Raw genomic sequence first — 13,074 nt, 5'->3', positions numbered from 1 at the left:
GCCTCAGGGCACGATCCACCGCAGGACGGTGACGAGCCCGATGATCGCGCAGACGACGAAGACGGCGGCGAGGACCCACGCGATGAGGGTCGCCGCATCGAACCCGCCACCCGAGCCACCCTCGGGTTCGCCGACCGTGCCGTCCGGCGCCTGGGAGGACCCGTCGAGCGGCGGCCGGGAGAGGGCCTCCTCGCCTCGGTCACGGGGTGATGCGTCACCGTGCGGAGCGGATGCCGGGTCGGTATGCGGGTGAGCCGGTGACCGCGGATCCGGGCGTCCGCGCTCGATGACGTCGGACGAGGCCTGCCGGGCCCGCTCGCGGAGCGCCTCGAGCCGGCGGGACCCGGGGTGGATCCGCACCGAGCGGGGCAGGCTGCGCCACATCGCGACGAAGTCGTCGTCGTACCGGTCGCGCCACGCTGCGACGGAGGCGTCGACGTCGTCGCCCTGACGCCGCGTCCCGAACCACACCGCGCCGGCCGCCGGGAGATCGCCCATGTCGTGAAGCACCTGCCCGAGCAGGTCGAGGGCCACGATGTCGTGATGCTCGGCGACCCGGTCGACGAGCACATCCCGCGCCTTCCACAGCCGTCCCTCGGCCAGGTGGGCGCGTGCCGCGGTGACGGCGGGGCTGACCGGGGAGGGGCTGCCCGGGGAGGGGCTGCCCGAGGTGCGGCCCTCCGGGGCATGCCAGGCCCCACTCGGGTGTGATGCCTCCACCGGCGGAGTCGAGCCTGGGGTGGGGTCGCCCGCCACTTGACCTTCGGAGCCCTGATCCTCGGTCGCAGAGCTGGCGGGATCCTGGGCAGCGGGGCTCGCCGGGTCCTGGGCCGCGGGACTCGCCGGGTCCTGGGCCGCAGGGCTCGCCGGGTCCTGGGCCGCGGGGCTCGCGGGATCCTGAGTCGCAGAGCTGCCCGGGTCCTGGGCCGCAGGACTCGCCGGCGCGGAGTCCTGCCGGGCAGCCTGCGCCGAGGCGGGGTCGTGGGGTGGGCGCGAATCGGCCCCGTCGCCGGGCACGGCACCAGCGAACCATGCCCGGACGCGGACGTAAACACGGGTCCACCCTGGACGCCGCCCGGAGAGATGGTCGGCTTCCGAAGCGTGGCGTGGTCATGGGACTCCGCTGGATACCTTGACCGGCGGTGCGCCCCCGGAGTCGAGGTACGGAAAGACCACCCGAACGTCACCGGATACCTCGACCGGCGGGACCGCAGGGAAGTCGAGGTATCCGGCGTCAAGCACTACGTCAACGTCATGAGATACCTCTAACCGCCAGGGGAACGCGGGAGTCGAGGTATCTAGCGACCGTGCGGAGGCCACCAATTACCTCCACCCGCCGGGCAGTGCTGGAGTGGAGGTACAGGAAGACCACCCGAACGTCGCTCGATACCTCGACCGGAGGGACGCCCGCGGAGTCGAGGTACGGAGAGACCACCCGAACGTCGCTCGATACCTCGACCGGAGGGATGGCCGCGGGGTCGAGGTGCGGGAAGACCCTCTGGAGGTCGCTCGATACCTCGACCGGGAGGGCAGCCACGGAGTCGAGGTACAGGGAGACCCGGCCTTCCTCTGAGCGTCGCTGGATACCTCGACCGGGCGGGACACTGGCGGGATCGAGGTACAGGAAGACCACCCGAACGTCGCTCCTTACCTCGACCGGAGGGACGGCCACGGAGTCGAGGTACGGAGAGACCTGGCGGGAGTCCCCCATTACCTCGACCAGGAGGGACGGCCACGGAGTCGAGGTACATGGAGATCCGGCCTTCCTCTGAGCGTCACTGGATACCTCGAACCGTGGAGGTGCCCGCGGAGTCGAGGTACGGAGAGACCACCCGAACGTCACTGGATACCTCGACCGGCGGGGCGGCCGGGGAGTCGAGGTAGGAGAGGACCCGACGACGACGGTCCGCGAATGCCTCGACCGACGGAACGCCGGGTGCTTGACGGTGATGGGCTCCATCTGTTACAACAAGATCCAACGAAATCCAATCAAACGCATGTGTGGAGGCGTGGATGGCGCGGTCACTGCTCGCCGGAGTCGATGTCGGCACGACGTCGGTCAAGGCGCTCCTGATGACGCCCGACGGCGAGGAGCTCGCCGTCGGACGCGCCCCCACCGTCTGGACGCAGACCGGGGCGGGGGCGGAGACCTCGGGACGGCTCGTCCTCGACGCGGCCCGGAGCGCTCTCGCGGAGGCTCTGCAGCAGTGCCCGGACGACCGGGTGAGCGCCATCGGCGTCGCGAGCATGGCGGAGTCGGGTGTCCTCACCGATGCGGCGGACACCCCGCTCGCGCCGGTCATCGCCTGGCACGACCACCGGGACGAAGCGGAGCTCGAGGTCCTCATCCGCGACCTCGGCGGCTCGCGGTTCTCCCGGCGGACCGGCCTGCCGCTGTGGACCCAGTGGAGCCTGACGAAGCACCGCTGGCTCCGCGACCACGTCCCCGCCACCGCGCGAGCCCGTCGCCGCTACAGCATCGCGGAGTGGGTCGTCCGCGGACTCGGCGGCGAGCCGGCCAGCGAGCTGTCCCTCGCCTCCCGGACGGGGTGGCTCGACCTGCATACCGCAGAGCCGTGGACCGAGGCGATGGAGTGGTCCGGGGCCCACGCGGGCCTCCTCGCCAACCTCGTCAGCGCCGGCACGCCGGTGGGGAGGGCCCGCACGAGCGGCCCCCTCGCCGCCGTCGACGGTGCCGTCCTCACCCTCGCCGGGCATGACCACCAGGCGGCGGCGATCGGCCTCGGCTGCCACGCTCCCGGCGACGAGTTCGTCTCGTGCGGCACGGCGGAGGCCCTCCTGCGGACCGCGACACCCGGACTCGCCGAGGACGTCGTCGAGGACCTCGCGAGGCAGGGCGTCACCGTCGGCTGGAGCGCCGTCCGCGAGCGCTGGTGCCTCCTCGGAGCGACCCAGGGCGGCCTCGTCCTCGGCAAGGTCCTCGCCGCACTCGGGGTCGAGCGGGACGGGCTCGCCGAGCTCGACCGGCTCGCCGCCTCCGCGCCCGACGTGCCGGACGCCGTGACGCTCGGACCCGGCGCGGGTGACGTGACGATTGACCGCGCGGCCGAGCCCGGCACCGTCTGGCGAGCCGCGACGAAGGGCGTGAGCGGGCAGTCCGCCGCACTGAGCGACGTGCTGACCAGGGCCACCGGTCCCCGCGGCGAGGTCGTCGTCGCCGGAGGCTGGACGCACAGCACGACCTTCATGAGCGCCAAGGCCGCGAGCGTCGGGCCTGTCCGTCGCGCGACGACGGCCGAGGCCGGCTGCCGCGGCGCCGCGCTCCTCGCCGGCCTCGCCGACGGGACCTACGCCGACCTTCCCGACCTACCGACAGCGGCGACCACCTGAGCCGCGAGCATCGCACCGGACACACCGACCACCTGCCCCGCACCCACGACCACCGCTTCCCGAGCGACCGCACCGCACACGCAACCGCATCGCATCCCACGACCGCACGAGCCCAGCAGCATCAGGAGCCACCATGCCTCTCGTCACGACGGCCGACCTCGTCGCCCGAGCGCAGTCCGCCGGCCACGGCGTCGCCGCCTTCAACGTCATCACCCTCGAGCACGCCGAGGCGATCGCCGCCGGCGCCGAGCGGGCGGGCACCCCCGCGATCCTCCAGATCAGCGAGAACGCCGTGCGCTACCACGGTGGTGCGCTCCGACCGCTCGCGGCGGCGACCGTCGCCGTCGCCGAGGGCTCCGGAGCCGACCTCTCGATCCACCTCGACCATGTCGAGAGCGTCGATCTTCTTCACGAGACGGCCGATGCAGGGCTCAGCTCGGTCATGTTCGACGCCTCGCATCTCGAGTATGCGGACAACGTGGCCGCGACGAGGGCGGCGGCCGACTGGGCTCACGACCGGGGCCTCTACCTCGAGGCCGAGCTCGGCAAGGTCGGCGGCAAGGACGGCGCCCACGCGCCCGGGGTCCGGACCGATCCTGGCGAAGCCCAGGCGTTCGTCGCGGCGACCGGGGTCGACACGCTGGCCGTCGCCGTCGGCAGCTCGCACGCGATGACCGACCGGACGTCGGCGCTCGACCTCGACCTCGTCGCCGCCCTCGCCGAGGCCCTTCCCGTGCCGCTCGTCCTCCACGGCTCCTCGGGCGTCCCCGACGACCAGCTCCGAGCCGCGGTGGGCGCGGGGATGGTGAAGATCAACATCGGGACGATCCTCAACGTCGCCTTCACGGGGGCCGTCCGGGCCACCCTCGCCGAGGACGAGAGGCTCGTCGACCCGCGGCGCTACCTGCGCCCCGCCCGGGAGGCGCTCGCCGACGTCGTCGCCCAGCTCGCCGCGCTCGTCGGGCTCGCCGGAGGTGACCCCTCGTGATCGTCACCGTCACGCTCAACCCGAGCCTCGATCTCACGTATGCCCTCGAGGAGGCCACACTCGGCGACGTCGACGTCCACCGCGCCCGCACCGCCTCGGTCGAGGCGAGCGGCAAGGGCGTCAACGTGTCGCGAACGCTCCACGCCGCGGGGGTGTCGACCCTCGCCGTCCTCCCCGCGGGCGGCGGCACGGGACAGCACCTCCTCGAGCTCCTCGAGGCCGAAGGAGTCGACCACGTCGGGGTACCCGTCGGAGGCGAGACCCGCATCAACACCTCGCTCCTCCTGCGAGGCGGCGACACGGTGAAGGTCAACGGCCCAGGAACACCCTTGGAAGCAGCCGAGATCGAGCGGCTCCTCGACACCGTCGAGCGCGCCCTCGTCGCCGACGAGAGTGATGCCGCCGCCGACGAGAGGGCCGGCCTCGTCGCCGACGAGAGGGCCGGCAACCCTCCCGACCGATGGCTCGCGATCTGCGGCTCCCTGCCGCCGGGGATCTCCCCCACCGTGGTGGGCGATCTCGTCGAGCTGGCGCACCGGCATACCGCCCGATGTGCCGTCGACGTCTCGGGCGAGGCTCTCACGACGGCACTCGAGGCACGGGCGGACCTCCTTGCGCCGAACCGGCACGAGCTCGGCGAGATCGCCGGAGACGACCTCTCCAGCGGAACCGCCACCGAGGTCGCCGCGGCCGCGCACCGGCTCGCGGCCGCACACGGCGTCGAGCTGCTCGTCAGCATGGGCGGCGACGGAGCCGTCCACACCGACGGGACGGCCGCGCTCCACGGCAGCGGCCCCGTCCTCGTCCCGGTCAACACCGCCGGAGCCGGGGACGCCTTCCTCTCCGGCTGGCTCGCCGGGCCCGGCCGGGCCACCGACCGGATGGCCCGCGCGCTGGCCTGGGGCCGCTCCGCCTGCCTGTCCGCGACGACGGTCGATCCCACACCCGGCCGACGCGGCACCGAAGGCATCATCGTCACCACCATCACCCCCGCCTGAGAGGTTCCCCATGACCGACATCCGCCGCATCGTCGTCACCGGGCTCGACCGCGTCGAGCTGCACACCGAGGCGCCAACCCCGTTGGAGCCGGGCGAGGTTCGCGCCCGCACCGTCACCATCGGGGTATGCGGGTCAGACACCCACGCGCTCCACGGACGGCACCCCCTCATCCCCATCCCGTACTACCCGGGCCACGAGGTGACCGGCGTCGTCACCGAGGTCGGGTCGGCCGTGACGTCCGTCGCCCTCGGCACCCGGGTGACCGTCGAGCCGACCCTCCCCTGCTGGGAGTGCAAGCAGTGCCGCCGCGGCGAGGAGAACCTCTGCGAGAATCTCCAGTTCTTCGGCTGCGGCTACCGACAGGGCGGCATGGCCGACGAGTTCGTCGTGCGCGCCGACCGGTTGCACGTCATCCCCGACGACGTCGACGACCTCGCCGCCTCGCTCATCGAGCCGCTGTCGACGCCGGTCCACGCCGGCCGGATCGCCGGGCCCCTCGACGGCGCGGCCGTCGTCATCATCGGCTGCGGCACGATCGGCCTGCTCATGCTCGCCGTCGCCCGCTACCAGGGCGCGCGCCGCGTCGTCATGACCGACCCACTGCCCGACAAGCGGGAGACCGCGCTCCGGCACGGTGCCGACGAGGTCGTCGACGCGACCGCCGACGGCCTCGTCGACCGGGTCCGCTCGGCCCTCGGCGAGAGCGCCGACGTCGTCTTCGACTGCGTCGCCGTCCAGCAGACGATCACCGCGGCCATCGCCCTCGCGACGAAGGGCGGCACCGTCGCCATCGTCGGCGTCCCGTCCGCCGACGTCACGATCCCCACGATCACGGTGCAGGACAACCAGATCCGCATCCAGGGCTGCGCGACCTACGTCCCGGAGGACTACGCCACCTCGATCGCCATGCTCCAGGCGGGCGCCGTGCGGGCCGAGGACTTCATCACGAAGCAGTTCCCGCTCGCCGAGGCCGAGGCGGCGTTCGCGGCGTCGTCGAGCGGCCACGAGATCAAGGTCCTCATCCGGCCATGAACCATCCCACACCAGCGGCCGGGGACTTCCACCTCGCGGCGCAACGGCACCAGGCCATCCTCGACACGCTCCGCACGAGGGGGCAGGTCAGCGCAGCCGGGATCGCCGAGACGTTCGGCGTCACCCACGAGACGGTCCGCAAGGACCTCCTCTACCTCCAGGACCGCGGCCTCCTGCAGCGCGTCCACGGCGGAGCCGTCCCCGTCGAGTCCCTCTCGTACGAGCCCCACGTCGGCGCCCGGACGTCGTATGCGGACGAGAAGGCCCGGATCGCCGCGGCGGCACGGCAGTTCGTTCCCGAGAGCGGCGCCGTGCTCCTCGACTCCGGGACGACGATCGCGGCCCTCGCCGAGGCCTTCCCGCAGAGCCCGCAGGTCATCGCCATCACGAACTCCCTCCCCATCGCTCTCGCCCTCCTGCGCCGTGCGGGCACAGTGACCACTCTCGGCGGCCGGGTCCGCGCGGAGACCCAGGCGACGGTCGACGAATGGGCGCTGCGGCACCTGGAGTCGGTGCGCGCGGACGTCGCCTTCCTCGGCGCGAACGCCTTCTCCCTCGAGCACGGGCTCGCGACACCCGACCAGGCGGAGGCCGCCGTCAAGCAGGCCTTCGTCGAGTCGGCCCGCCTGCGCGTCCTCCTCGCGGACCACTCGAAGGCCGGTCGCGAGTCGGTCTTCCGCTACGCCGAGCTCGCCGACATCGACGTCCTCGTGACCGACACCGGGATGGACCGCGACGAGGCCGCCCACCTCGAGCAGTCCTGCGGCGTCGAGGTCATCCGGGTCTAGGGATCGCCCCGGGACGGCCTAGTGATCCACGGTCCGCGCGTCACGCTCCGGCACGGCGACCTCACCGTCGACGCCGTCCGCGAACTCCTCCAGCAGCACCCGTGCCGTGTCCGCCGTCGTCACGAGGCTCGTCACGAGGTGGCCGCGGACGGCGGCGGCGATCGCTCCCGCCTTCGCCGGGCCGTGGGCGACGGCGACGACGTGCGGTATGCGACGCAGCTGCTCGGCCGTCACGCTCACCACCCGCTGGGCCAGCGGCCCGTCGATCTCGCGCCCCATCCTGTCGAAGACGACGCCCGCGACCTCGCCGACGGCCCCCGCGTCCGCGACCGCGCGGCGGACCTGCTCGCTCGCGAGGTCGTGGATCGTCGAGGCGCCGCACCGCCAGGCACCGACGCCGATGACGGCGACGGTCACCGTGGAGACGTGCCGCATCGCGTCCCGGACGGCGGGGTCCCGGCGCAGCGCAGCCGCCGAGGCCGCGTCGTCGAGGACGAGCGGGGCGTAGAAGACGTGACCCGGCCCGCCGGTGATGCGGGCGGCCCGACGGACGACGTCGGGCGAGCTGGAGTTCTCGTCCGGCAGGACGAGCGCGCCGCTCAGCTGGACGACGGGGACCGGTGGGAGGTCGGTGATTCGGTCGACGACGTCGTTGACCGAGCGGCTCCACGGCAGGCCGAGGACGTCGTCGGGGCCGACGATCTCGGCGACGAGGCCGGCGCCGGCCGCACCGAGCTCCTCGCGCACCTGCCGGCCGCTGCCCTCCGCGGCGACGACGACGGCATACTCCAGGCCCATCCGCTGCCGCAGCTCCTCGGACAGGATCGGCTCGATCCCGCTCGGTCCGACGATCTCGATCCGCACGACGCCGCTGCTCATCGCGAGCTCGAGGAGCCGCGCCACCTTGAACCGGCTGATCCCCAGGGCGTGAGCGATGTCGACCTTCGACTGGCCGAGCAGGTAGTGACGACGAGCCACGGCGTCGACGAGCACGGCCTCCGAGGGCCCTCTGATCGCCGCCATCTGGCCTCCTCATCCGGCACGGATCCTGACCCATTCTCGGGGGCCCGGTGTTGACAACGGGCCCGAATCACAGCAATCTCATCTGTGCACAGTACGCGCTCATCTGAGCCAGGTCATCCGATGCGACGGACGGGCCCCCAGGGCCGAAGGAGGGCAATGGTGCCCAGGACACGAGCATGGCCAGTCATCGCCGCCGGCGGCGCGGCGATGAGCATCGTCCTCTCCGGCTGTGCCGGCTGGGGTGGTGGCGCCTCGAGCGGCGGTGGTACGGACTCGATCAGTGTGTTGATGGTGAACAACCCGCAGATGGTCGATCTGCAGCAGCTGGCGCCGCAGTTCACGAAGCAGACCGGGATCAAGGTGCACTTCACGGTGCTGCCCGAGGACGACCTGCGGGACAAGGCGAGCCAGGAGTTCTCCAGCCAGGCGGGTCAGTACGACGTGGCGTCGTTGTCGAACTTCGAGATCCCGATCTATGCCAAGAGCAAGTGGGTCGCGCCGTTGTCGGACTTCGTCGCGAACGATCCCGGGTTCGACCAGGACGACATCCTCAAGCCGATGACGCAGGCGTTGACGGTCGACGGGAAGCTGTACGGCGAGCCGTTCTACGGTGAGTCGAGCTTCCTCATGTACCGCAAGGACGTCCTGGCGGCCAAGGGCATCACGATGCCCGCGCATCCGACGTGGCCGCAGGTGGCCGACATCGCGGCGAAGGTCGACGGGGCGCAGCCGGGGATGGCGGGCATCTGCCTGCGCGGCCAGCCCGGCTGGGGTCAGGTGTTCGCGCCGTTGACGACGGTCGTCAACACCTTCGGCGGGACGTGGTTCACCAAGGACTGGCAGGCCGAGGTCGACGGGCCGGGGTTCACGAAGGCGACGAACTTCTACGTCAACCTCGTTCGGGCGCATGGCGAGAAGGGTGCCGCGCAGTCCGGGTTCACCGAGTGCCTCAACGACCTGACCCAGGGCAGCGTCGCGATGTGGTACGACGCGACGTCCGCGGCGGGGTCGCTGGAGTCGTCCGACTCTCCCGTCAAGGGCAAGATCGGGTATGCCCCGGCTCCGGTCGTCCTGACCAAGAGCTCGGGGTGGCTGTACACGTGGGCGTGGGCCATCGAGCAGGCCAGCCCCCGCAAGGAGGCGGCGTGGAAGTTCATCTCCTGGGCCTCCAGCCGCGAGTACGAGGAGCTCGTCGGCAAGCAGCTGGGCTGGTCCCGCGTCCCGGCCGGCAAGCGCGCCTCGACCTACGTCAACCCCGACTACCTCAAGGCCTCCAGCGCGTTCGCCAAGCCGACGCTGGAAGCGATCTCCTCCGCCGACCCGCTGAACCCGGGTGTCCAGCCCCGCCCGGCACCGGGCATCCAGTTCGTCGGCATCCCTGAGTTCACCAACCTCGGCACCGAGGTCAGCCAGGACGTCAGCTCGGCGATCGCCGGGAAGATGTCCGTCGCCCAGGCTCTCAAACGGGGCCAGCAGCGAGCCGACGACGTGGCCGCCGACTACCGGAAGCGAGCGGGCGAATGACGACGACAAGCACCTCCGCGCCCACGACGGCCCCCGGGGCGCCGGCGCCCTCCACGATGCAGCGGGCCGGGGACTGGGCCCGCCGCGCGCCCCTGCTGCCCGCGCTGGTCTTCATGATCGTGGTGACCCAGATCCCCTTCGTGGCGACCCTGGTCATCTCCTTCATGGACTGGAACGCCTACTACCCCGACGACCGGGGCTTCGCGGGCCTGTCCAACTTCGGCAAGGTCCTCACCGACGTCGACGCCCGCCAGGCGATCATCGTCACGATCATCCTCACCGTCTCGGTCGTCCTGCTCAGCCTCGTCCTCGGACTGCTCATCGCGCTCCTGCTCGACCGCAAGTTCCGCGGCCGGGCCGTCGCCCGGACCCTGATGATCACGCCCTTCCTCATCGTCCCCGTCGCCGCGGCGCTGGTGTGGAAGCACGCGATCTACAACGCGCAGTACGGCCTGCTCAACGGCATCCTGCGCTGGATCGGCGGCAGCGGGGCTCCCCAGCCGGACTGGATCAGCAACCATCCGCTCGCGGCGATCGTCGTCACCCTCGTGTGGCAGTGGACGCCGTTCATGATGCTCATCCTGCTCGCCGGCCTGCAGAGCCGCCCCATGGACGTCGTCGAGGCCGCCCGCATCGACGGCGCCTCCCCCTGGCAGATCTTCACCAACATGACCCTGCCCCACCTGCGCCAGTACATCGAGCTGTCCGGCCTGCTCGGCGCGATCTACATCATCCAGAACTTCGACGCGGTCTTCACCATCACCAGCGGCGGCCTGGGCACCGCCAACCTGCCCTACTACATCTACGAGACGTTCTACTCCGCCCACGACTACGGCCGCGCCTCCGCCGCCGGCGTCATCGTCGTCATCGGCTCCATCATCATCGCGACGTTCGCCCTGCGAACCGTCATCAGCCTGTTCCGGGAGGACACCCGATGAGCACCACCGCCGCCACCCCCGGCCGGGCCACCACCGGCACCGCCACCACCCAGGAGATCCGCCACCACAAGCCGCCCCGCAAGGCCATGCTGCTGTCGGCCCTCGCCTGGATCATCAGCATCCTGTTCGTCCTGCCGGTCCTGTGGATGATCCTCACCTCCTTCCACTCCGAGACCGACGCCGCCGCCAACCCGCCGAAGATCTTCGCCCCGCTGTCGACCGAGGGCTACCACGCCTTCTTCGGATCCCACCCCTGGCCGCCGATCCTCAACTCCGCGACGGCCAGCATCATCTCCACCGCCCTGGTCATCGTCCTGGCCCTGCCCGCCGCCTACGCCCTGTCGATCCGGCCGGTGAAGAAGTGGAGCGACGTCCTCTTCTTCTTCCTCTCCACCAAGTTCATGCCCGCCGTCGCCGCCCTGCTGCCCGTCTACCTCATCGCCGAGAAGATCCACTTCCTCGACAACATCTGGCTCCTGGTCATCCTCTACACCTCGATGAACCTGCCCATCGCCGTGTGGATGCTCCGCTCGTTCCTGTCCGAGGTCCCCGTCGAGATGCTCGAAGCAGCCGAGGTCGACGGCGCCAACCTCGTCACCACCCTCCGCAAGATCATCGCCCCCGTCATCATGCCCGGCATCGCCTCGGCCGCCCTCATCTGCTTCATCTTCTCCTGGAACGAGCTCCTCTTCGCCCGCGTCCTCACCGGCACCCGAGCCGAGACCGCACCCGTCTTCCTCACCGGGTTCGTCACCAGCCAAGGACTCTTCCTCGCCCAGGTCTGCGCCGCCTCCTTCGTCATCTCCCTCCCCGTCCTCATCGCCGGCTTCGCCGCACAGGACAAGCTCGTCCAAGGCCTGTCCATGGGCGCCGTCAAGTGATAGGCGTGGGGACGTGACCGACCCCATCACCCTGTCCTCCGCCCACCTCGGCGACCTCGCCGCCGAGGTCGGGCGACCGGCATACGACCGCTCCCACGTCACCCCGGGCATCGTCCACTTCGGCGTGGGCGGCTTCCACCGCGCCCACCAGGCGATGTACGTCGACCGGCTCATGAACGCCGGCGAGGCGATGGACTGGGGCATCGTCGGGGTCGGAACGCTTCCCGGCGACGCGCGGATGCGGGACGCCCTCCGGCCGCAGGAGGGCCTCTACACGCTCGTCGTCAAGCATCCCGACGGGACGCTCGAGCCGCGGGTCATCGGGTCGATCGTCGACTACCTCTTCGCCCCCGACGACCCCGCGGCCGTGCTCGACCGGCTCACCGACCCGGCGACCCGGATCGTCAGCCTCACCGTCACCGAGGGCGGCTACCACGTCAACCAGGTGACCGGGGAGTTCGACGCCGGCGACCCCGACATCCAGGCCGATATCGCCGGCGACGGTCCGCCGCGGACCGTCTTCGGGTTCGTCACCGAGGCCTTGCGCCGGCTCCGCGCGAGCGGTGCCGAGCCCTTCACCGTCATGTCGTGCGACAACCTCCCGGGCAACGGCGACATCGCCCGCCGGATGATCGGCGCCTTCGCCCGGCTCAAGGACCCCGAGCTCGCCGACTGGATGGACTCCCACGTCCGGTTCCCCAACGGCATGGTCGACCGGATCACGCCGGTCACGACATCCGCCGACATCGAGGCGCTGCGCGACCGGTTCGGCGTCGAGGACGCCTGGCCCGTCGTCTGCGAGCCGTTCACCCAGTGGGTGCTCGAGGACCACTTCGGTCGCGGCCGGCCGCCGTTCGAGGACGCGGGCGTCCAGCTCGTCGACGACGTCGTGCCCTACGAGCTGATGAAGCTGCGCCTGCTCAATGCGAGCCATCAGGCGCTGTGCTACCTCGGCACCCTCGCGGGATACCAGTACGCCCACGAGGTATGCCAGGACCCCCTCTTCGCCGGCTTCCTCCTGCGCTACATGGAGCGCGAGGGGTCCCCGACGCTCCCGCCCGTGCCCGGCGTCGACCTCGACGCCTATCGCCACGAGCTCATCGAGCGGTTCGCCAACCCCGAGGTCCGCGACACCCTCGCCCGGCTGTGCGCCGAGAGCTCGGACCGGATCCCCAAGTGGCTCGTGCCGGTCATCGTCGCGAACCTCCGCGACGGCGGAGAGATCGACTGCTCGGCCCTCGTCGTCGCCTCCTGGGCCCGGTATGCCGAGGGCGTCGACGAGCAGGGCCGGCCCATCGAGGTCGTCGACCGGCTCAGGGACGCGGTGATGGCCGCCGCGGCGCGACAGGACGAGGACCCGCTGGCCTTCATCCGCGACCCCGACCTCTTCGGAGGCCTCGCCGACGACGAGCGCTTCACGACGGCATACCTCCGTCTCCTCGGCTCCCTCCACGCCAAGGGGGCCCGCGCCACGCTCGAGGAGCTCATGGCCGGCTGACCTCCGGCGCCTGCCGCCCCCGCCCTCCTCGACCGGCTCCGACGTGACCGAA

Annotated in this window: 12 protein-coding genes; 9 read left to right on the top strand and 3 right to left on the bottom strand. The window is 71.4% G+C overall.

Features of this window, described 5'->3' with window-relative positions; translation table 11 throughout:
• Positions 1–3 precede the first annotated feature (3 nt).
• On the bottom strand, positions 4–720 hold the full coding sequence (locus tag BN12_RS01955; protein ID WP_157635298.1) for a hypothetical protein: 717 nt from the start codon (positions 718–720) through the stop codon (positions 4–6).
• Between the two features lie 532 nt (positions 721–1,252).
• Complete coding sequence (locus BN12_RS01950; RefSeq protein ID WP_157635297.1) at positions 1,253–1,633, bottom strand: hypothetical protein; 381 nt, start codon at positions 1,631–1,633, stop codon at positions 1,253–1,255.
• Between the two features lie 380 nt (positions 1,634–2,013).
• Between BN12_RS01950 and BN12_RS01945 the strand changes: the two genes are divergently transcribed.
• The 5 genes from BN12_RS01945 to BN12_RS01925 all read left to right on the top strand — a co-directional run bounded on the left by BN12_RS01945 (position 2,014) and on the right by BN12_RS01925 (position 7,158).
• Positions 2,014–3,351 carry an FGGY-family carbohydrate kinase gene (locus tag BN12_RS01945; RefSeq protein WP_048549802.1) on the top strand — a complete coding sequence of 446 codons (1,338 nt, stop codon included), beginning with the start codon at positions 2,014–2,016 and terminating at the stop codon, positions 3,349–3,351.
• A 133-nt stretch (positions 3,352–3,484) separates the two neighbouring features.
• Complete coding sequence (locus BN12_RS01940; RefSeq protein WP_048549801.1) at positions 3,485–4,339, top strand: class II fructose-bisphosphate aldolase; 855 nt, start codon at positions 3,485–3,487, stop codon at positions 4,337–4,339.
• A complete protein-coding gene (locus BN12_RS01935; RefSeq protein ID WP_048549800.1) occupies positions 4,336–5,337 on the top strand; it encodes a 1-phosphofructokinase family hexose kinase in 1,002 nt (333 codons plus the stop codon). The genes BN12_RS01940 and BN12_RS01935 overlap by 4 nt, the downstream gene beginning before the upstream one ends.
• A gap of 10 nt (positions 5,338–5,347) precedes the next feature.
• Complete coding sequence (locus BN12_RS01930) at positions 5,348–6,370, top strand: zinc-dependent alcohol dehydrogenase (RefSeq protein WP_048549799.1); 1,023 nt, start codon at positions 5,348–5,350, stop codon at positions 6,368–6,370.
• A complete protein-coding gene (locus tag BN12_RS01925; protein ID WP_048549798.1) occupies positions 6,367–7,158 on the top strand; it encodes a DeoR/GlpR family DNA-binding transcription regulator in 792 nt (263 codons plus the stop codon). The genes BN12_RS01930 and BN12_RS01925 overlap by 4 nt, the downstream gene beginning before the upstream one ends.
• A gap of 18 nt (positions 7,159–7,176) precedes the next feature.
• Here the strand turns inward: BN12_RS01925 and BN12_RS01920 are convergent, their stop codons facing one another.
• A complete protein-coding gene (locus BN12_RS01920) occupies positions 7,177–8,181 on the bottom strand; it encodes a sugar-binding transcriptional regulator (RefSeq protein ID WP_048549797.1) in 1,005 nt (334 codons plus the stop codon).
• Positions 8,182–8,337: 156 nt separating this feature from the next.
• Here BN12_RS01920 and BN12_RS01915 point away from each other — a divergent pair, with 156 nt between their 5' ends.
• From BN12_RS01915 to BN12_RS01900, 4 genes are read left to right on the top strand one after another with little or no spacing between them, the layout of a single operon-like run.
• Positions 8,338–9,705 (top strand): ABC transporter substrate-binding protein, encoded by a 1,368-nt coding sequence (locus BN12_RS01915; protein ID WP_048549796.1) that lies wholly within the window; start codon positions 8,338–8,340, stop codon positions 9,703–9,705.
• The gene (locus BN12_RS01910; protein ID WP_048549795.1) at positions 9,702–10,643 is read left to right on the top strand and encodes a carbohydrate ABC transporter permease; all 942 of its coding nucleotides are present in this window, start codon (positions 9,702–9,704) and stop codon (positions 10,641–10,643) included. The genes BN12_RS01915 and BN12_RS01910 overlap by 4 nt, the downstream gene beginning before the upstream one ends.
• Positions 10,640–11,524 (top strand): carbohydrate ABC transporter permease, encoded by an 885-nt coding sequence (locus BN12_RS01905; RefSeq protein WP_048549794.1) that lies wholly within the window; start codon positions 10,640–10,642, stop codon positions 11,522–11,524. The genes BN12_RS01910 and BN12_RS01905 overlap by 4 nt, the downstream gene beginning before the upstream one ends.
• 13 nt (positions 11,525–11,537) lie before the next feature.
• On the top strand, positions 11,538–13,022 hold the full coding sequence (locus BN12_RS01900; RefSeq protein WP_048549793.1) for a mannitol dehydrogenase family protein: 1,485 nt from the start codon (positions 11,538–11,540) through the stop codon (positions 13,020–13,022).
• The last annotated feature ends 52 nt before the right edge of the window (positions 13,023–13,074 follow it).

Origin of the sequence: Nostocoides japonicum T1-X7 (genome assembly GCF_001046855.1) — a bacterium.
Lineage (GTDB): Bacteria > Actinomycetota > Actinomycetes > Actinomycetales > Dermatophilaceae > Nostocoides > Nostocoides japonicum.
The sequence above is the reverse complement of the archived record's forward strand: the minus strand, read 5'-3'. Positions and strand labels throughout refer to the sequence as shown.